Annotated in this window: 18 protein-coding genes; 9 read left to right on the forward strand and 9 right to left on the reverse strand. The window is 54.8% G+C overall.

Annotation, left to right across the window (positions count from 1 at the left end; all coding sequences use genetic code 11):
* Nucleotides 1–175 precede the first annotated feature (175 nt).
* Nucleotides 176–1,252 (forward strand): FecCD family ABC transporter permease, encoded by a 1,077-nt coding sequence (locus WFO64_RS06725; protein WP_337010098.1) that lies wholly within the window; start codon nucleotides 176–178, stop codon nucleotides 1,250–1,252.
* Nucleotides 1,252–2,040, forward strand: coding sequence for an ABC transporter ATP-binding protein (locus WFO64_RS06730; protein ID WP_337010520.1), 789 nt, complete (start codon nucleotides 1,252–1,254; stop codon nucleotides 2,038–2,040). Before WFO64_RS06725 ends, WFO64_RS06730 begins: the two co-directional genes overlap by 1 nt.
* A 143-nt stretch (nucleotides 2,041–2,183) precedes the next feature.
* Here the strand turns inward: WFO64_RS06730 and fghA are convergent, their stop codons facing one another.
* From fghA to ptrR, 3 genes are all read right to left on the reverse strand, one after another.
* Nucleotides 2,184–3,026, reverse strand: a complete 843-nt coding sequence (fghA, locus tag WFO64_RS06735; RefSeq protein ID WP_337010099.1) for an S-formylglutathione hydrolase — start codon at nucleotides 3,024–3,026, stop codon at nucleotides 2,184–2,186.
* 12 nt (nucleotides 3,027–3,038) lie between these two features.
* The gene (locus tag WFO64_RS06740) at nucleotides 3,039–4,163 is read right to left on the reverse strand and encodes an S-(hydroxymethyl)glutathione dehydrogenase/class III alcohol dehydrogenase (RefSeq protein ID WP_337010100.1); all 1,125 of its coding nucleotides are present in this window, start codon (nucleotides 4,161–4,163) and stop codon (nucleotides 3,039–3,041) included.
* A gap of 77 nt (nucleotides 4,164–4,240) precedes the next feature.
* Nucleotides 4,241–5,152, reverse strand: coding sequence for a putrescine utilization regulator PtrR (gene ptrR, locus WFO64_RS06745; protein ID WP_337010101.1), 912 nt, complete (start codon nucleotides 5,150–5,152; stop codon nucleotides 4,241–4,243).
* 117 nt (nucleotides 5,153–5,269) lie between these two features.
* Here ptrR and WFO64_RS06750 point away from each other — a divergent pair, with 117 nt between their 5' ends.
* The 7 genes from WFO64_RS06750 (at nucleotide 5,270) to mglC (ending at nucleotide 13,511) form a co-directional block, all read left to right on the forward strand.
* Nucleotides 5,270–6,397 carry a YbfB/YjiJ family MFS transporter gene (locus WFO64_RS06750; RefSeq protein WP_337010102.1) on the forward strand — a complete coding sequence of 376 codons (1,128 nt, stop codon included), beginning with the start codon at nucleotides 5,270–5,272 and terminating at the stop codon, nucleotides 6,395–6,397.
* A 124-nt stretch (nucleotides 6,398–6,521) separates the two neighbouring features.
* Nucleotides 6,522–7,187, forward strand: coding sequence for a GTP cyclohydrolase I FolE (gene folE / locus WFO64_RS06755; protein WP_061062924.1), 666 nt, complete (start codon nucleotides 6,522–6,524; stop codon nucleotides 7,185–7,187).
* 51 nt (nucleotides 7,188–7,238) lie between these two features.
* Entirely contained in the window at nucleotides 7,239–8,399 is a 1,161-nt protein-coding gene (yeiB, locus tag WFO64_RS06760; RefSeq protein WP_337010103.1) for a DUF418 domain-containing protein YeiB, read from the forward strand.
* A gap of 147 nt (nucleotides 8,400–8,546) precedes the next feature.
* Nucleotides 8,547–9,587 (forward strand): HTH-type transcriptional regulator GalS, encoded by a 1,041-nt coding sequence (galS, locus tag WFO64_RS06765; RefSeq protein WP_337010104.1) that lies wholly within the window; start codon nucleotides 8,547–8,549, stop codon nucleotides 9,585–9,587.
* A gap of 309 nt (nucleotides 9,588–9,896) precedes the next feature.
* Complete coding sequence (mglB, locus tag WFO64_RS06770) at nucleotides 9,897–10,892, forward strand: galactose/glucose ABC transporter substrate-binding protein MglB (protein WP_337010105.1); 996 nt, start codon at nucleotides 9,897–9,899, stop codon at nucleotides 10,890–10,892.
* A gap of 68 nt (nucleotides 10,893–10,960) precedes the next feature.
* On the forward strand, nucleotides 10,961–12,481 hold the full coding sequence (gene mglA, locus WFO64_RS06775; protein WP_337010107.1) for a galactose/methyl galactoside ABC transporter ATP-binding protein MglA: 1,521 nt from the start codon (nucleotides 10,961–10,963) through the stop codon (nucleotides 12,479–12,481).
* A 19-nt stretch (nucleotides 12,482–12,500) separates the two neighbouring features.
* Complete coding sequence (gene mglC / locus WFO64_RS06780; RefSeq protein ID WP_337010109.1) at nucleotides 12,501–13,511, forward strand: galactose/methyl galactoside ABC transporter permease MglC; 1,011 nt, start codon at nucleotides 12,501–12,503, stop codon at nucleotides 13,509–13,511.
* A gap of 583 nt (nucleotides 13,512–14,094) precedes the next feature.
* Here mglC and sanA read toward each other — a convergent pair.
* The 6 genes from sanA to metG form a co-directional block, all read right to left on the reverse strand.
* The gene (sanA, locus tag WFO64_RS06785; protein ID WP_337010111.1) at nucleotides 14,095–14,814 is read right to left on the reverse strand and encodes an outer membrane permeability protein SanA; all 720 of its coding nucleotides are present in this window, start codon (nucleotides 14,812–14,814) and stop codon (nucleotides 14,095–14,097) included.
* A 135-nt stretch (nucleotides 14,815–14,949) separates the two neighbouring features.
* Nucleotides 14,950–16,647, reverse strand: coding sequence for an NAD-dependent malic enzyme (locus WFO64_RS06790; protein ID WP_337010113.1), 1,698 nt, complete (start codon nucleotides 16,645–16,647; stop codon nucleotides 14,950–14,952).
* A 269-nt stretch (nucleotides 16,648–16,916) separates the two neighbouring features.
* The gene (cdd, locus tag WFO64_RS06795; RefSeq protein WP_337010115.1) at nucleotides 16,917–17,807 is read right to left on the reverse strand and encodes a cytidine deaminase; all 891 of its coding nucleotides are present in this window, start codon (nucleotides 17,805–17,807) and stop codon (nucleotides 16,917–16,919) included.
* A gap of 120 nt (nucleotides 17,808–17,927) precedes the next feature.
* On the reverse strand, nucleotides 17,928–18,620 hold the full coding sequence (locus WFO64_RS06800; RefSeq protein WP_337010117.1) for a CidB/LrgB family autolysis modulator: 693 nt from the start codon (nucleotides 18,618–18,620) through the stop codon (nucleotides 17,928–17,930).
* Nucleotides 18,613–19,005, reverse strand: a complete 393-nt coding sequence (locus tag WFO64_RS06805) for a CidA/LrgA family protein (protein WP_337010119.1) — start codon at nucleotides 19,003–19,005, stop codon at nucleotides 18,613–18,615. Before WFO64_RS06805 ends, WFO64_RS06800 begins: the two co-directional genes overlap by 8 nt.
* 233 nt (nucleotides 19,006–19,238) lie before the next feature.
* The gene (gene metG / locus WFO64_RS06810; protein ID WP_337010121.1) at nucleotides 19,239–21,272 is read right to left on the reverse strand and encodes a methionine--tRNA ligase; all 2,034 of its coding nucleotides are present in this window, start codon (nucleotides 21,270–21,272) and stop codon (nucleotides 19,239–19,241) included.
* Between the last annotated feature and the right edge of the window lie 125 nt (nucleotides 21,273–21,397).

The raw sequence follows: 21,397 nt of genomic DNA on the forward strand, positions 1-21,397 counted from the left end.
ATCGCTTTAAGTCCGGGAGCAGCCTCAACGCGCTGTGTCTGCCGGTATCCTGCCCATAACAACACTGTTTTTTACCCTTTTTTCACGTCTCGCTTATGTTCACAAATTGATAATTATTATCACCTGCACTATTGTGGCTGCGTTTTCTGACGTGATAGCCACACAGGGTTCAAACATGACTACCGAAACTTCGCTGCTGGTGGAGCAGGAGACGCTTCACCACACCATGCAGAACTATCATCAGGTGCTGCGACGCCGCCTGATCTGGATTGGCGTGCTGCTGCTGGCCATACTCGCCTCGCTGATCCTCGACTTCACGCTGGGTCCAGCCGGACTCTCACTGGAAACTCTGTGGAACACATTGCTCAACCCCGACAGCGTTGATGCTGGTACCCGCGTTATCGTCTGGGACATTCGTCTGCCCTATGCGCTGATGGCGCTGGTGGTGGGCCTGTCGCTGGGCCTGGCGGGCGCAGAAATGCAGACCATCCTGAACAACTCGCTGGCCAGTCCCTTTACGCTCGGTGTCTCATCGGCGGCAGCGTTTGGTGCCGCGCTGGCGATTATCCTTGGTGTGGGTATTCCTGGCATTCCTGACCAGTGGTTAATCTCTGCTAACGCCTTTGTCTTTGCACTGTTTGCCGCATTGATGCTGGATGCCGTTACCCGCTGGACTCAGGTCTCCTCGGCGGGCGTAGTCCTGTTCGGTATCGCGCTGGTTTTTACCTTTAACGCGCTGGTCTCAATGATGCAGTTCATCGCCAGCGAAGACACTCTCCAGGGGCTGGTGTTCTGGACCATGGGCAGCCTGGCGCGCGCCTCCTGGGAGAAACTGGGGGTGTTGAGCGTGGCACTGGCAATCCTGGTGCCGTTCTCGATGATGAGCAGCTGGAAGCTGACGGCACTCCGGCTGGGGGAAGACCGCGCAGTGAGCTTTGGCATTGACGTACGTCGTCTGCGGCTTACCACCTTGCTGCGCATCAGTATTCTCTCGGCGCTGGCAGTAGCCTTTGTCGGGCCGATCGGCTTCATCGGCCTGGTTGCCCCCCATATCGCCCGCATGATGTTTGGTGAAGATCACCGTTTCTATCTGCCAGCCAGTGCGCTGGTGGGTGCGCTGGTGCTGTCCCTGGCGTCGGTTGCCTCGAAAAACCTGATTCCTGGTGTGATCATCCCGGTCGGCATTGTCACCTCGCTGATCGGCGTGCCGTTCTTCCTGAGTATTATTCTGCGTCATCGGGGGACGGTATGATGGAACAGGGTCTGACCTTATGCGGCTTCAGTGCCGGTTACCCAAAACATAAAGTGATAGAAAATCTCAATGTGGCACCGTTGCCGCGCGGTGAGATTACTGTGCTGCTGGGGCCGAATGGTTGCGGTAAATCGACGCTGCTGCGCGCGTTGGCCGGGCTAAATAAAGGCCAGGGCGAGATGTGGCTCAACGGTGAAAATCTCATGACTCAACCCTTCGCGCGGCGCGCGAAGAATGTGGTCTATCTGCCGCAGTCGCTCCCTGCGGGCGTGCATTTGCATGTGCTGGAGTCGATCATCGTGGCGCAGCGTGCCTCCGGTGGTCTGCATAGTGTCAGCAGCGAAGCGGAAATCATGCATCTGCTGGAGCAGCTTGGTATTGCGCATCTGGCGATGCGTTATCTTGATCAGCTCTCTGGCGGACAGAAGCAACTGGTCGGGTTGGCGCAGTCACTGATCCGTCGTCCGGCACTGCTGTTGCTGGATGAACCGCTGAGTGCGCTGGACCTCAATTACCAGTTTCATGTGATGGATCTGGTACGGCGTGAAACCGCCCAGCGTAACATCGTCACGGTCGTGGTGGTGCATGACATCAACATTGCACTGCGTCATGCGCAACATGCCCTGATGCTGAAGCAAGGCGCTTTAGTGGCGGAAGGGCAGCCGGATAAGGTGATCACGCCCGCCACCCTGGCGAAGGTCTATGGCGTCAGTGGCCGTATTGAACACTGCTCGCGCGGCATTCCACAGGTGATGATTGATGGGCTGACCGGCCCGGCATTGGTCTGATAGTCAGGTTGAGGGTGGGGCGACTGAAGCGCCACCATCCAGTGAACGGGATAATGCAGGGCAGACCGGGTGCGGCTTCGCGACGCATTCTCGCCAGCACTGCATGCAGAAAAGTTCAGGGCCGCGATTGCGGCCCTGATTGTCTACGCCAGCAGATGCTGCGCATGGAAGCGCAGATGATCTTCCACAAAGCTGGCAATAAAGAAGTAGCTGTGGTCATAACCCGGCTGAATACGCAACGTTAGCGGAAAGCCCACCTCATTGGCGACCTCTTCTAAACGCTCCGGTTGCAGCTGATCGGCCAGGAACTGATCGCTGTCGCCCTGATCAATCAGCATCGGCAGCCGATGCGACACCTCCGCCATCAGCTGGCAGCTGTCATATTCCCGCCACTCTGCACGATCGTCGCCCAGATAGGCCTGAAACGCTTTCTGACCCCAGGGCACCTGCATCGGATTCACAATCGGTGCAAAAGCGGACGCCGACGCAAAGCGGTTACCCAGACGCAGCGCCAGCATCAGCGCACCGTGTCCCCCCATGGAGTGCCCCATAATCGACTGACGTTCACTGACTTTGAAGTTATCCGCAATCAGGGCGGGCAACTCGCTGCTCAGATAATCGAACATGCGGAAATGGCTGGCCCAGGGCTGTTGGGTCGCGTTGAGATAAAATCCCGCGCCCTGACCCAGATCGTAGCCCTCATCATTCGCAACCCCCTCACCGCGGGGGCTGGTGTCGGGCATAATCAGAACCAGACCCAGTTCCGCCGCAACCCGCTGCGCACCCGCTTTGGTGGTGAAGTTCTCATCGTTGCAGGTCAGCCCGGCCAGAAACCAGACCACCGGCGGCGGTGCATCACCGTGCGGGTCAGGCAGATAGATGCTGAAGGCCATCGGGCAGTTCAGCACCGCCGACTGATGACGCCAGCGCTGCTGCCAGCCGCCAAAAATACGGTGTTCTTCCATTAGCTCCAGAGTGGATGCCATAACGCCTCCTGATTACTTGTTAAAATGCACGACCGAACGAATCGATTTTCCTTCGTGCATTAAATCAAAGGCATTGTTGATCTCTTCCAGCGGCATGGTGTGGGTGATGAAATCGTTCAGGGCAAATTTACCGTCAAGGTAATCCTGCACAATGCCGGGCAGTTGTGAGCGGCCTTTTACGCCGCCAAACGCAGAACCGCGCCAGACGCGACCGGTCACCAGCTGGAAGGGACGGGTAGAGATCTCTTCACCGGCACCGGCGACGCCGATAATCACTGACTCGCCCCAGCCTTTATGGCAGCACTCCAGCGCGGAACGCATCACGTTGACGTTACCGATACATTCAAACGAGAAATCCACGCCACCGTCGGTCAGCTCGACAATCACATCCTGAATCGGTTTATCGTAATCTTTTGGGTTAATCAGATCGGTGGCACCCAGTTTGCGTGCCAGGTCGAATTTGCTGGTGTTAAGATCGATCGCGATGATACGGCCCGCTTTCGCCATCTTCGCGCCAATGACCGCAGAGAGACCGATGCCGCCGAGACCGAAAATTGCCACCGTGTCGCCTTCCTTCACTTTGGCAGTGTTCATCACCGCGCCCATGCCGGTGGTCACGCCACAGCCCAACAGGCAAACCTCTTCCAGCGGCGCTTCTTTACTGATTTTCGCCAGCGAGATCTCCGGGATCACCGTGTATTCCGAGAAGGTCGAGGTGCCCATATAATGGAAAATCGGTTTGCCATCTTTAAAGAAGCGGGTGGTGCCATCCGGCATCAGACCTTTGCCCTGGGTAGTGCGGATCGCCTGACAGAGATTGGTTTTGCCCGACAGGCAGTACTTACATTTGCCGCACTCAGGGGTATAAAGTGGAATGACGTGGTCACCCACTTCGACGCTGGTCACGCCTTCGCCCACGGCTTCTACGATGCCGCCGCCTTCATGGCCGAGAATCGCCGGGAAAACGCCTTCCGGGTCGGTGCCGGAGAGGGTGTAAGCGTCGGTATGACAGACACCGGTCGCGACAATACGCACCAGCACTTCGCCTTTCTGCGGTGGCATCAAATCCACTTCTTCGATTTTCAGCGGTTCGCCAGCAGCCCAGGCAACAGCGGCACGAGTTTTGATCATGTTCATGCAATCCCTCTTCCAGTCAGATTGTGACGCACAGCGGCGCCAGGTGGTCGTGATGATTTAAACATAGCGTGGAACGCTTATTCCGCCGCCTGTAATGGGTGAATCAGCGCATCATTGAGCGGACGATCGTCAAATTGTTCAATAATCAGGTATTTCAGCGCTTCCACATTCGGGGTAAAGGCGTCGCGTCGCCACATCAGCCAGGTGGCAGTGTCGCGATAAGCAGGGGGCAACGTATGTGCCTGTACCCGTGACCGATCCGCCATCTGCTTCAGCACCGAGGCCGGGATCATCGCGACACCTGCACCGCCCGCCACGCAGGCCAGCATGGCGTGATAGGACTGAATCTCCATCACATTGTCGGGCGCAGTCTGGCTGTCGCGATACCAGCTCTCCAGCTTCACCCGGTAAGAGCAGCTGTTGCGAAAGGCAAACAGGGTATCGTCCTGCACGTCGCGCGCAGTGGTGATTGGCGCATGATCAAGCCCGGTAATCAGTACCATCTCCTCGCGAAAGGCGATGCAGCCATTCAGATCGTCATGAGAAACCGGGCCATCCACCAGCGCGGCGGCCAGGGTACCTTCGCGTACCCGGTCAATGATTTCGCCTGAGGTACCGGTAATCAGCGACAGCGCGACCTTAGGAAAGCGCTGATGATAGGCGGCGAGCAGGCCGGGAAGACGGGTAGCCGCAGTGCTTTCCATTGAGCCGAGCGCAAAGTTGCCCGCTGGTTCGCCAGTGCGGGTCATGCTCATCGCTTCTTCGCTTAATGCCAGAATACGCTGCGCATAATTAAGAAAATTATGGCCCATCGGCGACAGCCGAATGCGCTGCTTCTCACGAATAAAGAGATCCACACCCAATTCTTCTTCCAGCTGGCGTAGGCGCGTGGTGAGATTAGAGGGGACGCGATGCAACTGTTCCGCTGCGCGTGCCAGGGAACCCGTCTCGGCAACGGAACAGAACATACGCAGCTGAACCAAATCCATATCTTCTCTTCCTGTAAGCAAGTTGGTTAATATTATTCACTTTCCGTGAGTGTAAACATCCTGCATGCTGTTAGCAAGTCAGAAGAGATCTCAGTGCAGAACAACAGGAGTTCAGCAATGGCGTTACGCGTCGCGCTCAGCGCGTTTTTAACCTTATTTGTGGCAATGGGCATTGGCAGGTTTGCCTTTACGCCCCAGGTGCCACTGATGATTCAGGCACACCAGCTGACACTCACCAGTGCCAGCCTGGTGGCAGCACTCAACTATCTTGGCTATCTGTGTGGCTCGTTTGATGCCATGCGTGCGCACCGGCGGGTCGAGTTGCGATTGTTGGCGGGCGTATGGGGCGCGGTGATCCTGACGCTGCTCTCGGCCTTTGCCAATGGACCATGGCTGCACGGCGCGATCCGCTTTTTGGTTGGCTGGGCCAGCGGCTGGGCGATGGTGCTGGTGGCGGCCTGGAGCAATGAACAGCTGCATCGCCATGGCCGGGCAGACCTCTCGGCAGCTGTCTTTGCCGGGCCGGGCTGCGGCATTTTTGTCAGTGGTCTGTTGGGGGTTGCGCTGCACACTTTGCAGGTGTCAGCCGGGCTGGCCTGGGCTGCTTACGGTGCGCTGGCGCTGCTGTTGATTGCGCTGATCACCCGTAACCTGCCGCGCCGGGGGGAGCTGCATCGCCCGGATCAGGCACCCGAACCGCTGGTGCTGGATCGCAACCTTAAACGTCTGGTACTGAGTTACAGTCTGGCGGGCTTTGGTTATATCCTGCCCGCCACCTTTTTTTCGCAGATGGCCGCTACGCGTTTTCCTGACGGCATATTCGCGCAGTTTGTCTGGCCGATATTTGGCGGTGCAGCGATGATCGGCATCGTGCTGGGGATCCTGACGCGACGCTGGGGACACAGCCACGTCCGCCTGGCGCTGGTGCTCTGGGCTCAGGCGCTGGGCGTATTTGCCGCGGCGCTGCTGCCAGGCTTTATCGGCCTGCTGGCCGGTGCGCTGTTGGTAGGGGGCGGCTTCCTCAGCGTGGTGCAGTTGTCGCTGCTCTGCGCCCGTGAACTGGCACCCAACCATCTGCGCTATATGGCTGGGCTGCTGACTACCGGCTATGCCGTCGGACAGCTGGTCGGTCCGCTGCTCTCTTTTCTCTCCACCGCCCTGTTACACCGGCTGGAGCCTGCCCTGTGGGTGGCCGGGGGGAGCCTGGTCTGGGCTGGCTTGCTGGTCTGGCGGCGAAATGGGTGAAAAGCTTTTATCACCAATCTGATTGATTGCTGGATTCCCCGCACAGAAAGTTTCACAATACGCGCCTGATTACAGGGCCCGCTGGCAATAGCTAACGGGCGCAACACCAGCCGGAGAAGAGTACATGAGCACCCTAAGTCAGGAAGCTGCCCTGGTTCACGAAGCGCTGCTGGCGCGTGGACTGGAAACGCCATTACGGGCACCGACGCGTGACATAGATGACGAAACGCGTAAGAGCCTGATTGCCGGGCACATGACCGAGATCATGCAGCTGCTGAATCTGGATCTTGAAGATGACAGCCTGATGGAAACGCCGCATCGCATCGCCAAAATGTATGTGGATGAGGTCTTTTCGGGTCTCGATTACGCTAACTTCCCCAAAATCACCGTCATTGAGAACAAAATGAAGGTTGATGAAATGGTGACCGTGCGTGACATCACCCTGACCAGCACCTGTGAACACCATTTTGTTATCATTGACGGCAAAGCCACCGTCGCCTACATCCCCAAAGAAAAGGTGATTGGCCTGTCGAAAATTAACCGCATCGTGCAGTTCTTTGCCCAGCGTCCGCAGGTGCAGGAGCGTCTGACGCAGCAGGTTCTGGTCGCATTGCAGACGCTGCTGGGCACCAATAATGTGGCCGTCTCTATTGATGCGGTGCATTACTGTGTGAAAGCGCGTGGCGTGAAAGATGCCACCAGCGCCACCACCACGACCTCTCTGGGCGGTCTGTTCAAATCCAGTCAGAATACCCGCCAGGAATTTTTGCGCGCGGTGCGCCATAGTTGAGTTTATGGCGGGCGGCATAACGTTGCTCGCTTCGTCAATGCAGGGTGCCGCATGCAACGCTATCACGCGCTGGATTTCATTCGTGGATGTGCCATTCTCGGCATTCTGCTGCTCAATATTGTCGGCTTCGGTCTGCCCTCTGCCGCCTACCTCAATCCGGCCTGGCAGGGCAGCGTCAGCCTTTCAGATGCCTGGACATGGGCACTGTCAGACGCCTTTGCCCAGCTCAAATTCCTCACTCTGTTTGCGCTGCTGTTTGGCGCAGGTCTGCAAATGCAACTGCCGCGTGGCAGTCGCTGGCTGACCGCCCGGCTCTCACTGCTGGTGCTAATCGGTTTTCTGCATGGGGTATTTGTCTGGGAGGGCGATATCCTGCTGGACTACGGCATCATCGGACTGGTTATCTGGCGGGTGCTGCGCGATGTTCCTTCAACCCACAGCCTGATGAATACCGGCATTTTACTCTACCTGGTGGGTTGCAGCGTGCTGCTGGTGTTTGGATCAATCTCCGATCCTGAACCGACCCGATCCTGGTTGCCTGGTGCCGCCGACCTGCAATATGAACAGTACTGGAAACTGACCGGGGGCTGGGAAGCAATTCAGAACCGGCTGGATCACCTCTCGTCAGGATTGATGGCACTGGCGGCGCAGTATGGCTGGCAGCTGGCAGGCCTGATGATGATCGGTGGCGCACTGCTACGCAGTGGCTGGCTGACAGGCGAATTCCCCCTGCGCCACTACCGTCAGGCGGCGGCGCTGCTGTTGATCATGGGGTTCTCCATTGCGGTGGCCGGTGTGGCAGCACAATGGCTGTTACATTGGGAATTTCGCTGGACCGCATTTTATCTGCAAGCGCCGCGCGATCTCGCCAGCCCGATGATTAGCCTGGGCTATGCTGCGTTCTGTCTGGCTTACTGGCCACAGATAGCACGCTGGCGCATCAGCTATGCCATCCAGTGCGTGGGCCGGATGGCGCTGACCAACTATCTGCTGCAGTCCCTAATCTGCACCACGCTGTTCTATCGCTTTGGCTTCTATATGCATTTCACCCGGCTGGAATTGGTGCTGATAGTCCCTGCGGTATGGCTCATCAATATTCTGTTTTCACTCATCTGGTTACATTTCTTCGCGCAGGGTCCGCTGGAGTGGTTGTGGCGGCGGCTTACGCTGCTCTCAGCGGGTAAATCGCGCATCACTGACAACGCCAGATAATGACCGCCATCACAAAGGTTACAGAATTGTATGTAACCGTTTTCATTCATGTGACGCAATTCACGCTGAACGCTGCCTGCCCCTGACAAAATAGCGCCGGTGTTCAACCTGGCGTGATGCCTTATTTTTCCTTTATGGAACTGCTGCATGATAACAATTCGTGATGTTGCCCGTCAGGCTGGTGTGTCAGTGGCGACCGTGTCGCGCGTCCTCAATCAGAGCAACGCCGTAACGTCTGACACCCGCGACGCCGTGTTACAGGCGGTCGAAGCGCTGGGCTATCGCCCCAATGCCAACGCCCAGGCGCTGGCTACGCAGGTCAGCGATACGATCGGGGTCGTCGTGATGGATGTCTCCGATCCCTTCTTCGGGGCATTGGTTAAGGCGGTGGATACCGTGGCGCAGCGCGTGCACAAACATGTATTAATCAGCAATTCCTGGCATCAGGAAGAGAAAGAGCGTCATGCCATTGAAGTGCTGATCCGTCAGCGCTGCAGCGCCCTGGTCGTTCACGCCAAAACGCTGCCGGACGCTGAGCTGGCGGACTTTATGCAGCACGTACCCGGCATGGTAGTCATTAACCGTATCGTTCCCGGGTTCGAACACCGCAGCGTCAGTCTGGATAACGTCACGGGTGCGTTGATGGCATCAAGAACTCTGTTACAACAGGGGCATTGCCGCATTGGCTATCTCTGCTCCAGTCATCCAATTGAGGATGTGGCGCAGCGTCGTGAAGGGTGGATACAGGCGATGGCAGAGCAGGGTATCCGGCCGCAGGAGAACTGGATAGCCAGCGCAGAGCCAGACATGCAGGGCGGCGAAGCGGCAATGGTGGAGCTGCTGGGGCGCAATCTCAACCTCACTGCGGTGTTTGCCTATAACGACGGTATGGCTGCTGGAGCACTCACTGCCCTGAAAGACAACGGTATTCAGGTTCCACAGCATTTTTCTGTCATTGGCTTTGATGACATCCCCATCTCGCGTTACACGGATCCACAATTAACCACTGTGCGTTATCCCATTGTATCAATGGCAAAAATTGCAACTGAGCTGGCGCTACAGGGCGCAGCCGGGCTGCTTGATGACACTGCAACGCACATCTTTATGCCAACGCTGGTGCGGCGTCATTCGGTGGCGCAGCGGCAAAATGTGGAGTCCGTCACTAATTCAGGCGATTCAGTCATGTAACCGTTTTCAATCTGTGATTACATTCACAGTTAATTAACATTGCTCTCACTATGATGGCAACGTCTTACCGGACTGAAACATTATGTAACGCCAGTGTAACGGCATCAGTTGTGGTCTCAGTAGCCGGTTAAAGGGTTCAAACCCTCTTCATGGAAGCGTTGTGGCACAGGGAAGTCAGGTTTTAGACGGCGTTCAATGGCTTAACATCCTCATTACGTTAGCCAACGCGCCGATCTGTTTTACCGATTGCTCTCCCGCATGTTACGCGGTAGCGCTAAAAAGACCCTGCATAATAAAACCGGAGATACCATGAATAAGAAGGTTTTCACGCTTACAGCACTGGTTGCCAGCATGATGTTTGGTGCAACCGCTCACGCAGCTGACACCCGTATCGGCGTGACTATTTACAAATACGATGACAACTTCATGTCAATGGTGCGCAAAGACATCGAGAAAGAAGCGAAAGCGATCGGTGGCGTACAATTGCTGATGAATGACTCACAGAACGACCAGTCCAAACAGAACGACCAGGTTGACGTGCTGATGGCAAAAGGCGTGAAAGCGCTGGCCATTAACCTGGTTGACCCGGCTGCGGCTGCGGTAGTAGTAGATAAAGCGCGTGCCAACGATGTGCCGGTCGTTTTCTTCAACAAAGAGCCGAACGCTAAAGTGCTGGCCGGTTATGACAAAGCTTACTATGTCGGTACCGACTCTAAAGAGTCTGGCATCATTCAGGGCCAGCTGATTGAGAAGCACTGGAAAGCCACACCTGCCTGGGATCTCAACAAAGATGGCACAATTCAGTTCGTGCTATTGAAAGGCGAGCCGGGCCATCCTGATGCCGAAGCTCGTACTAAATATGTCATTGACACCCTGAATAAAGATGGCCTGAAAACCCAGCAGTTGGCGATGGATACAGCAATGTGGGACACCGCCCAGGCTAAAGATAAGATGGACGCGTGGCTGTCAGGCCCGAACGCTAAGAAAATCGAAGTGGTCATTGCTAACAACGATGCGATGGCAATGGGGGCGGTTGAAGCGCTGAAAGCGCACAACATGACCTCAATCCCGGTCTTCGGCGTCGATGCACTGCCAGAAGCGCTGGCGCTGGTGAAATCCGGAGCGCTGGCGGGTACTGTGCTGAATGATGCGGAAAACCAGGCAAAAGCCACGCTGGATATTGCCAACAATCTGGCCAACGGTAAAGCCGCCACCGACGGGACTAACTTCAAGATGGTTGATAAGATCGTCCGCGTTCCTTACGTTCCGGTTGATAAAGAAAATCTGTCTCAGTTCCAGAAATAAGATCGATCACGGGCGCGACCGCTGTCGCGCCTTTTTTATGTCACCACCGTTTTTTAGCCAGGTAAAATATGGCCAGTGATAACACGACCGCGCAGCGAGAATATCTGCTGGAAATGACAGATGTCTCAAAATCATTTCCCGGTGTTAAAGCGTTAGATAATGTGAATTTGAAAGTGCGGCCTTACTCTGTTCATGCATTAATGGGCGAGAACGGTGCCGGGAAATCAACCTTATTAAAATGCCTGTTTGGTATTTATAAAAAAGATACAGGCAGTATCCTGTTTCAGGGTAAAGAGATCGACTATACAAGTTCCAAAGAGGCGCTGGAAAATGGTGTGTCGATGGTGCACCAGGAATTAAACCTGGTTCTGCAACGAACCGTTATGGATAACATGTGGCTGGGGCGTTATCCGCGCAAAGGTTTCTTTGTCGATCAGGATAAAATGTACCACGACACCAAAGCGATTTTTGACGAGCTGGATATCGATATCGATCCGCGCGACAAAGTTGCTAATCTTTCTGTGTCACAAATGCAGATGATTGAAATTGCCAAAGCGTTCTCCTACGACGCGAAAATTGTGATTATGGATGAGCCAACCTCCTCGTTAACCGAGAAAGAGGTCAATCACCTGTTTACGATTATTCGTAAGCTAAAAGATCGCGGCTGTGGCATTGTTTATATTTCTCACAAAATGGAAGAGATTTTCCAGCTGTGCGATGAGATTACTATCCTGCGCGATGGTCAGTGGATCACCTCTCAGCCGCTGGCAGGGCTGGATATGGATAAGATCATCGCCATGATGGTCGGCCGCTCACTGAACCAGCGTTTTCCTGACCGTACCAACGTGCCAGGCGAGACTATTCTTGAGGTGCGTAATCTGACGTCACTTCGTCAGCCCTCGATTCGTGATATCTCATTTGATCTGCGTAAAGGGGAGATTCTTGGCATTGCCGGGCTGGTAGGTGCTAAACGTACCGATATCGTTGAAACGCTGTTTGGCATTCGCGAAAAATCGGGCGGTACCATTAAACTGCATGGCAAACCGATTAATAATCACAGCGCCAATGAAGCCATTAACCACGGTTTTGCGCTGGTTACCGAAGAGCGTCGCTCTACCGGTATTTATGCTTTCCTCGATATTGGTTTTAACTCGCTTATTTCTAATATTAAAAAATATAAAAACAGGATGGGACTGCTGGATAATAACCGCATGAAGAGTGATACCCAGTGGGTTATCGATTCAATGCGCGTAAAAACACCAGGACACCAAACCCAAATTGGTTCGCTTTCGGGCGGTAACCAGCAAAAAGTGATTATTGGCCGCTGGTTATTGACCCAGCCTGAAATCCTGATGCTTGATGAACCAACACGCGGTATTGATGTTGGCGCGAAATTCGAAATTTACCAGTTGATTGCTGAACTGGCGAAAAGAGAAAAGGGCATCATTATTATCTCATCCGAAATGCCGGAGCTGTTAGGCATTACCGATCGTATTCTGGTAATGAGTAATGGTCTGGTAGCAGGCATAGTTGATACCAAAACGACCACGCAGAACGAAATATTGCGTTTAGCGTCATTACACCTTTAATGAAGCAAGGGCTGTTAACATGAAAGCGACTACAAAAAAGAATGCGCTAACCTGGTTAAAAGAGGGCGGCATTTATGTTGTGCTGCTGGTATTGCTGGCTATTATTATTTTCCAGGATCCCTCATTTTTAAGTTTGATGAACCTGAGTAATATTCTGACCCAGTCTTCGGTGCGCATTATTATTGCACTGGGTGTGGCGGGCCTGATTGTGACGCAGGGTACGGACCTGTCAGCCGGACGTCAGGTCGGTCTGGCGGCGGTGGTAGCCGCAACATTGCTGCAGGCGATGGATAATGCGAACAAAGTCTTCCCGACGCTGGATACGGTGCCGATTCCACTGGTTATCCTGACGGTGTGTATCATCGGTGGCGTGATTGGTCTGGTCAACGGGGTGATTATTGCTTACCTCAAGGTAACGCCATTTATCACTACGCTGGGCACCATGATCATCGTTTACGGTATCAACTCACTCTATTACGACTTTGTTGGCGCATCGCCGATTGCCGGTTTTGATGCAGGGTTCTCGAAATTTGCACAGGGCTTCTTACGCTTTGGTGATTTCAAACTCTCTTTCATCACCTTCTACGCTGTGGTTGCTATTATTTTCGTCTGGGTGTTGTGGAACAAAACCCGCTTTGGCAAAAACATCTTTGCTATCGGCGGTAACCCGGAAGCGGCGAAAGTGTCAGGCGTGAATGTGCCTATGAACCTGATCATGATCTATGCCTTGTCCGGTGTCTTCTATGCCTTTGGGGGAATGCTGGAAGCGGGTCGTATCGGTTCTGCCACCAATAACCTCGGCTTTATGTATGAGCTGGATGCGATTGCGGCCTGTGTGGTCGGTGGTGTCTCTTTCGCCGGTGGTGTGGGTAGTGTGGCGGGCGTCGTGACGGGTGTACTGATCTTCACCGTCATCAACTATGGTCTGACCTATATCGGCGTCAACCCTTACTGGCAGTACATTATTAAAGGCGGCATCATCATCTTCGCCGTGGCGCTGGATTCACTGAAATATTCTCGTAAGAAATAAGTTTTATTCAACGCTAAGGAAGCGACCTTCGGGTCGCTTTTTTTATGGGGGGTGAGTGCTGGGAGCGTTGGTTTGAGACAGAGTATGCGAAGGGAACACGGTCAGATCGGAAAGACGCTATCATCGATACTCTCGACCTGCTTAGTTTATAGGAAAGTGCTGGGGGGCATTGCTGTGAGACGAAGTATGCGCAGGGAACAGAGTCAGATCGGAAAGACGCAAAAGCCGTCATCCATGACACGCTCGGCCCGCGCCGTCCTGGCGCGGGACGCTTTCCTCTTCTGATCGTGTTCCCTGCGCGTTAGGCTTATTTATTGCTGTCAGGTTTGCCCTGATTCAGACTTATAAGCTGTCTGCTTGAAGATCGCAGCGGAGTGGCCTTCTGTCAAACGGCGACAAAACTTAAAGCGATGGGAGCATACGCCTGTAGCAAAGCATCGCGGGCCATGGATGGCCCGCGCTGAGCATGCCAGGGATGGCATCTTTTGCGTCTTTGCGAAAGGCGTATGCTCCCAGAGCCCTGCACGTTACCACCAGTCCTCATCACAGCAGTAACAAGCTAAAAGAAACCGCTGCGCGTCAGCTATTTCCGTAGCTTCTGTTCCAGCTCCAGCAACTGCTCCGGCGTCACCGCAGGATAACTCTGCGCATCCTCAGGGACATCGTGTACGGCGGGAATCGGCACCAGCGGGCCTAAGAAACGGGGTTCACGTTTGAGCAGGAAGAGATCCGCCAGTGCGCCCAGCCGGGCACCTACTTCACGGAAGCGCACGCTCAGCATGTTTTTCGGTGATGGCACCGCATAACACTGCGCCTGAATACCCAGCTGCAGGGCGATAAACAGCGCGCGCTCACAGTGGAAACGCTGCGTGATAATAATGAAGTCGTTGGTATCAAACACTTTACGGGTGCGCACTATCGAATCCAGGGTTCGGAACCCGGCATAATCCAGCACGATATCGGCTGGATCCACACCGGCTTTGATGAGGTCGCGGCGCATGGTCATCGGCTCGTTATAGCTTTGCTGTGCGTTATCACCACTCAGCAGCAGATAATTTACCTTGCCGCTGTTGTAGGCATTCAGCGCGCCCTGCATGCGATAGAGATAATACTGATTGATGACGCCGGTACGATAATATTTAGCCGTCCCCAGTACCACACCCACCTGACGATGTGGCAAAGAAGAGACATTTTCGTAGATAAAAGGCGCAGTTTTCCAGCTGATCCAGCGATCAAGGCCGAGCGCCGTTGCCATCATCAGTAAGATGATGAAAAGCAGACCAATGATAACGCGTTTCAGCATGCGCCTGGAGACTCGATTTCAGAATGTTGAGATGGGACAAGGCTACTTGAGCTCTCGCAGCGAAGCAAGTTACTGCCGGCTGGCTGTACTCTTTTTGAACACTGCCGGATCGGGTGCGACCCGGCAGTAGAAGGATTAAATCGAAGTACGACGATAGTGACGATATTGCGGCAGCCAGAAGTTGTTGGCGATAGCCAGTGACAACACATCTTCTGAGGTCACTACGGCAACGCCTGCCAGCTGAGCGGCTTTACCCACTTCCATCGCAATGATTTTCGAGACACCCTGAATGTCCTTGATTTCAGGCAGCACCGGGCCTTCACCTTCATTTACCAGCGGAGAGCAGTCAGCTAGCGCGCGGCTGGCAGTCATTAGCATGGTATCGGTGACGCGACTGGCACCTGAAGCAATCACACCCAGACCAATACCCGGGAAGATGTAGGAGTTGTTGCACTGCGCAATCGCGTAAGTCTTACCGTTCCAGCTCACCGGCGAGAACGGGCTGCCGGTTGCGACCAGCGCGGCACCGTCAGTCCAGGCGATGATATCGGCTGGTGTCGCTTCCACGCGTGATGTCGGGTTCGACAGTGGCATCACGATAGGGCGTTTACAGTGCTTGTGCATCTCGCGGATGATTTCCTCAGTGAACAGACCCGGCTGGCCGGAGACACCAATCAGAATATCGGGCTTAGCATTGCGCACGACATCCAGCAGCGAAATGGAATCACTGGTGACATCCCATTGCTGCAGGCTTTCGCTCTTTTGCACCAGCTTGCTCTGGAAATCGAGCAGATTAGGCAGCTTGTCTGTCAGCAGACCAAAGCGATCTACCATCATCACCCGGGCGCGCGCCTCATCGTCACTCAGTCCTTCTGATTTCATCTGCGCGATGATCTGTTCAGCGATACCACAACCCGCGGAACCGGCACCCAGGAACACCACTTTCTGCTCGCACAGGCGGCTACCGGCCGCGCGGCTGGCAGCAATCAGCGTACCCACGGTCACGGCGGCGGTGCCCTGAATATCATCGTTAAAGCAGCAAACTTCATCCTGATAGCGGTTCAGCAGCGGCATGGCGTTCTTCTGGGCGAAATCTTCAAACTGCAACAGCACTTTCGGCCAGCGGCGCTTCACGGCCTGGATAAATTCGTTAACGAACGCATCATACTCTTCACCGGTGATGCGGGGATGACGCCAGCCCATATAGAGCGGATCGTTCAGCAACTGCTGGTTGTTGGTGCCGACATCCAGCACCACCGGCAGGGTATAAGCCGGACTGATGCCGCCACAGGCGGTATAGAGTGAAAGCTTACCAATCGGGATGCCCATGCCGCCGATGCCCTGATCGCCCAGACCCAGGATACGCTCGCCATCGGTCACCACAATCACCTTCACATTCTGCTTGGTGGCGTTTTGCAGCATATCTTCAATGCGGTCGCGGTTCGGGTAGGAGATGAAAACGCCACGCGCACGACGGTAGATTTCTGAGAAGTGTTCGCAGGCTGCGCCTACAGTCGGGGTGTAGATAATCGGCATCATCTCTTCGAGATGATTATCCAGCAGACGGTAGAACAGCGTTTCGTTAGTGTCCTGAATATTACGCAGGTAGACATGCTTATCATTATTGTTTTTGAAGTCCTGGAACTGACGCCAGGCACGCTGCGCCTGCTCTTCGATCGATTCCACCGCTTCGGGCAGCAGACCGTTGAGGTTAAATTCGTTACGTTCTTCGAGGGTAAAGGCGCTGCCTTTGTTCAGCAGGGGAAATTCCAGCAAAATCGGGCCAGCATAAGGGATATACAGCGGGCGTTTACTTTCGTAGTCGAGTTCCATGTAGTGATGCTCCGGTTGCAGTGTTGTCTGGCGTCACGCCGGAAAGGTAGCGCCAGTTTCCTTACCCGTTATAGCTCAGACTGCAGGCCTGGCAGCGGCAGGGTAACCGCTGCAAAAACATTCACGACCGTGCTGCCATCCTGCAACCTGAATTATTCAGAGTAATTTTTAATGACGTGAATTCTGGTGCCAGATCCTATGAAATTTCCCGCAGAAGTACAGCGTTTGTTCATAAAAGCTCACAAAACTGTGGTCTCCCCGGCAGCGGGTTATGGTTTGTATAGCGTGACCTGCAGTAGCTCACCGCAACCAAATGTGTTCAGGGTTGCCTGCGTGGCGGAGAACTGGCTTAACGTGGCATTTTCCACCTCAGCTAACACCGCTTTTTTTATCTGGCGAACATCGCCGCCCTGCATGTTCAGCAGGACCAGCGCTGCCTGAAGCGGCGGGAAGCTCGGGTTAAACGCGGCATTTTCCGCATAGCGACCGGCGACAATCGCGCCATCAGCGGTCAGCAGCGCAACACCGGAGTGTGACTGGCTGTAGGGGGCGTGGCTGGCATTGGCGGCAGCGGCGGCGGCTTGCACCAGCGCATCGCCCTCTGCCAAATAGCCGTGATCCACCTTGTCCATCAGGAAGGTCGTGATGTCGAGATCGCGTGGTCCAAAGGCATCCGGCAGATAATCGGCCAGCGTGCTGATCGCACGTTGTGGCAGGCTGATACGAATGCCCGTGCCGCTGTTCAGTTCGTTCATAAACTGACGGCAGTGACCACAGGGCGTGTAGTTAACGGTGATGGTCTCAAGCTGCCGCTCGCCACGCAGCCACGCATGGGTAATCGCGCTTTGCTCGGCGTGAACCGTCTGCTGCAGAGGCGCGCCGACAAATTCCATGTTGGCCCCAAAGTACCAGTTGCCGCTGACGCCACGGGCAATTGCCCCAACGTTAAAATGCGACACGGTGGCAACGGCACAGGACGCCGCCAGCGGCAGCAGCGCCAACGCAAGGGCATCGGCATCCATTTGTGTCTGTTGCTGCAGTGAGGCAACCTGGTCGGCGCTGAACACCGCCTGAAAGTCAGGAACGTCCAGCAGAGGAGCGAGAGCAGTTTGCAGCGTTGACGGCAATGCCTCAAAAGCAGAGAGGAAACGGGATTGCATGTGAGCCTCATTAAATTCAGCAGGGCGATGTGCCGGTCACCGGTTTATATGTGATCCCTATCGCTCTGACAATGTAACCTGTGTTGCAAGTTTCAACTTTGCGAGATCTCTCGCAAACTTTCAGCCAAACCAATGTAGCAGCAGCGGAAAAATAAACGGTGCCAGCAGTGAGGTGATGATGCCGCAGATCACCAGCGCCAGTGAGCTGAATGCCCCTTCCTGATAGTTAAGCTCGGCGGCGCGTGCCGTACCGAGCGCATGCGATGCATTACCGATCGCCAGCCCGCGCGCTGCTTTAGATTTTACGCCAAGCAGGTTCAACACTGTATGGCCAAATACTGCCCCCAGTACCCCGGCAATCAGCACGCAGATGGCGCTGATGGCGGGAATGCCGTGCAGCGAACCGGAGACGGCCATCGCGATAGGCGTGGTAACAGATTTAGGAATGATGGTGGCGGCAATTTCGGGCGTGGCACCCATCCACAGGGCAATGGCGGTGCCAGAGGTCATGGCGGTCAGGCTGCCGATAAAGCAGACGCCAATAATCGATTTCCAGCGGGCACGGATCTGGTGCATCTGTTCATACAGCGGCAGTGCCAGCGCGACCACTGCGGGCTGTAGCAGCTGATTCAGAATCTGACTGCCAGCGAAATAGCGCGAGTAAGGCAGCTGCAACAGCAACAGTATCGGGATAATAATTGCCATTGCCATCAGCAGCGGATTAAGCAGAGAGATTTTCAGCCGTATCGCCAGCTTGCGCGCCAGAAGAAATGCTGACAGCGTCAGCGGCAGTGACCACCATATTTCACTCATCACCTGACTCCCCGGCCGGACGGCGGCTGTGAAGCTGGTGGGCGCTTACGCCCACAATGGAGAGTACCAGGAAGGTGCTGACGACACAGGAGATTACGATAGGGCCAAACTGCGCGGTCAGAATATCGGTGTAGCTCATCACCCCAACACTGATGGGCACAAAAAGCAGCGCCATGTAGCGAATCAGCAGATGACAGCCCGGCTTAACCCAACTGACCGGCATGATCTGTGACGCGAGCAGGGCAAACAGAATTAACATACCAAGAATGCTGCCGGGCAGCTTGATAGGCAACAGCGAGGCGATGCCGATGCCGGCGTATAAGCAGAGATAAATGATGATAAAGGCGCGGAGATAGCGCCCGCAGACAGACAGCACGGTGAGCATGGCAGGCTCCTGTTTTCACTGAGCTTCATCATACGCATTAACCGCTTAGCGTGCTAGCGATCACATTATGCGGCAGTGGAGCCATAACAGACGCAAAGTTCCAGCAGAGGGGAGGCAGACGGTGGTGGTGAGAATGCGATGAGGGAGATAACCCTTCGCACCGGTGATAAGGCGCGAAGGGTTCAGAACGGCACTGCACTTAAGCGGTTTAAGCTGCGGCAGGGTGCAGAGCGTTACTTAACGGGCATACCCGGCACGGCACCGCTGTCGACTGACAGCACGAACAAATCTTTGCCGCCCGGACCCGCTGACAGCACCATGCCTTCAGAGATACCAAAGCGCATTTTACGCGGCGCGAGGTTGGCCACGATAATGGTCATTTTACCGACCAGCACGGCGGGATCAGGATAGGCGGCGCGAATGCCCGAAAAGATCTGACGCTTTTCGCCGCCCAAATCGAGCTGCAGACGCAGCAGCTTGTCCGAACCCTCTACCCGTTCCGCCTGCTCAATCAGCGCCACGCGCATATCGACTTTGGCGAAATCGTCGATGGTGATGGTCTCACCAACCGGCGCATCTGCCAGCGGGCCGCTTACGGCGGGTGCACTGGCTGCGGCAGCATCCTCTTTCGACGCCTCAATCAGTCCCTCAACTTTTGCCATTTCAATGCGGCTGTAAAGCGCTTTGAATGGCGCAACCTGATGATCCAGCAAGGGCTGCGCGATAGCATCCCAACTCAGTTCACAGTTCAGGAAGCCTTCTGCACGGGCGCTCAGTGAAGGCAGTACCGGCTTCAGCCAGGTCATCAGAATGCGGAACAGGTTAATGCCCATTGAGCAGATCGCCTGCAGATCGGCATCGCGGCCTTCCTGCTTCGCCACAACCCAGGGCGCCTGCTCATCAACATAGCGGTTTGCCAGGTCGGCCAGCGCCATGATTTCACGGATAGCCCGGCTGTATTCACGACTTGCCCAGGCTTCACCAATCTTCTCTGACGCGTCCACGAAGGTCTGATAAAGCGCCGGATCGGCCAGCTCAGCCGCCAGTTTTCCGTCAAAGCGTTTGGTGATAAAGCCCGCGTTACGCGATGCCAGATTAACCACTTTGTTGACGATATCGGCATTAACGCGTTGTACGAAATCTTCCAGATTGAGGTCGATATCGTCAATACGTGAAGAGAGTTTCGCCGCGTAGTAGTAACGCAGGCTGTCGGCATCCAGGTGTTGCAGCCAGGTGCTGGCTTTAATAAAGGTGCCGCGCGACTTCGACATCTTGGCACCGTTCACGGTGACATAGCCGTGCACAAACAGGTTGTTGGGCTTACGGAAGTTGCTGCCTTCCAGCATCGCTGGCCAGAACAGACTGTGGAAATAGACGATATCCTTACCGATAAAGTGATAGAGCTCGGTAGTGGAGTCTTTACGCCAGAATTCGTCGAAGTCGATGTCACCGCGCTTGTCGCACAGGTTCTTAAACGAGCCCATGTAGCCGATAGGCGCATCCAGCCAGACATAGAAATACTTGCCTGGCGCATCGGGAATTTCAAAGCCGAAGTAAGGCGCGTCGCGGGAGATATCCCACTGCTGCAGGCCCGATTCAAACCACTCCTGCATTTTGTTCGCCACCTGATCCTGCAACGCACCGGAGCGGGTCCAGGCCTGCAGCATGGTGCTGAACGACGGCAGATCAAAGAAGAAGTGTTCAGAGTCACGCAGCTCCGGCGTCGCACCAGAGACCACTGACTTTGGCTCAATTAACTCGGTCGGACTGTAGGTTGCGCCGCACACTTCGCAGTTATCGCCATACTGATCGGCAGATTTACATTTCGGGCAGGTGCCTTTCACAAAACGATCCGGCAGGAACATCCCTTTTTCCGGATCGTAGAGTTGAGAAATGGTGCGGTTTTTAATGAATCCGTTCTCTTTCAGACGGCCGTAAATCAGCGCAGAAAGCTCACGGTTTTCGTCGCCATGGGTCGAGTGATAGTTGTCATAGCTGACGTTGAAACCGGCAAAGTCGGCTTCATGCTCACTTTTCATCTCTGCAATCATCTGCTCCGGTGCCATCCCAAGCTGCTGAGCTTTCAGCATGATAGGCGTACCGTGCGCATCGTCGGCGCAGATGAAGTAAACCTGATTGCCACGCATTCGCTGATAACGCACCCAAATGTCTGCCTGGATATGCTCGAGCATGTGGCCGAGATGGATTGATCCGTTCGCGTAAGGCAGCGCGCACGTTACCAGAATTTTTTTAGCGACTTGAGTCATAGTTTGCGTAGCTTTCTGTTGATTGAAAAAACGGGCTTAGATGGTAACTGAAGGCTTCTCCTGCGTAAACACAAGGGATTCACAGCCGCCAGTCGCCGCGAATCCACGAGCATCTGATATCATTG

This window comes from Pantoea sp. AS142 (assembly GCF_037152305.1).
GTDB lineage: Bacteria > Pseudomonadota > Gammaproteobacteria > Enterobacterales > Enterobacteriaceae > Pantoea.

Excerpts from the sequence above, each read along its gene's own strand:
- WFO64_RS06725 (WP_337010098.1), top strand. The coding sequence starts at position 176 with ATGACTACCGAAACTTCGCTGCTGGTGGAGCAGGAGACGCTTCACCAC.
- WFO64_RS06730 (WP_337010520.1), top strand. The coding sequence starts at position 1,252 with ATGGAACAGGGTCTGACCTTATGCGGCTTCAGTGCCGGTTACCCAAAA.
- fghA (WP_337010099.1), bottom strand. The coding sequence starts at position 3,026 with ATGGCATCCACTCTGGAGCTAATGGAAGAACACCGTATTTTTGGCGGC.
- WFO64_RS06740 (WP_337010100.1), bottom strand. The coding sequence starts at position 4,163 with ATGAACATGATCAAAACTCGTGCCGCTGTTGCCTGGGCTGCTGGCGAA.
- ptrR (WP_337010101.1), bottom strand. The coding sequence starts at position 5,152 with ATGGATTTGGTTCAGCTGCGTATGTTCTGTTCCGTTGCCGAGACGGGT.
- WFO64_RS06750 (WP_337010102.1), top strand. The coding sequence starts at position 5,270 with ATGGCGTTACGCGTCGCGCTCAGCGCGTTTTTAACCTTATTTGTGGCA.
- folE (WP_061062924.1), top strand. The coding sequence starts at position 6,522 with ATGAGCACCCTAAGTCAGGAAGCTGCCCTGGTTCACGAAGCGCTGCTG.
- yeiB (WP_337010103.1), top strand. The coding sequence starts at position 7,239 with ATGCAACGCTATCACGCGCTGGATTTCATTCGTGGATGTGCCATTCTC.
- galS (WP_337010104.1), top strand. The coding sequence starts at position 8,547 with ATGATAACAATTCGTGATGTTGCCCGTCAGGCTGGTGTGTCAGTGGCG.
- mglB (WP_337010105.1), top strand. The coding sequence starts at position 9,897 with ATGAATAAGAAGGTTTTCACGCTTACAGCACTGGTTGCCAGCATGATG.
- mglA (WP_337010107.1), top strand. The coding sequence starts at position 10,961 with ATGGCCAGTGATAACACGACCGCGCAGCGAGAATATCTGCTGGAAATG.
- mglC (WP_337010109.1), top strand. The coding sequence starts at position 12,501 with ATGAAAGCGACTACAAAAAAGAATGCGCTAACCTGGTTAAAAGAGGGC.
- sanA (WP_337010111.1), bottom strand. The coding sequence starts at position 14,814 with ATGCTGAAACGCGTTATCATTGGTCTGCTTTTCATCATCTTACTGATG.
- WFO64_RS06790 (WP_337010113.1), bottom strand. The coding sequence starts at position 16,647 with ATGGAACTCGACTACGAAAGTAAACGCCCGCTGTATATCCCTTATGCT.
- cdd (WP_337010115.1), bottom strand. The coding sequence starts at position 17,807 with ATGCAATCCCGTTTCCTCTCTGCTTTTGAGGCATTGCCGTCAACGCTG.
- WFO64_RS06800 (WP_337010117.1), bottom strand. The coding sequence starts at position 18,620 with ATGAGTGAAATATGGTGGTCACTGCCGCTGACGCTGTCAGCATTTCTT.
- WFO64_RS06805 (WP_337010119.1), bottom strand. The coding sequence starts at position 19,005 with ATGCTCACCGTGCTGTCTGTCTGCGGGCGCTATCTCCGCGCCTTTATC.
- metG (WP_337010121.1), bottom strand. The coding sequence starts at position 21,272 with ATGACTCAAGTCGCTAAAAAAATTCTGGTAACGTGCGCGCTGCCTTAC.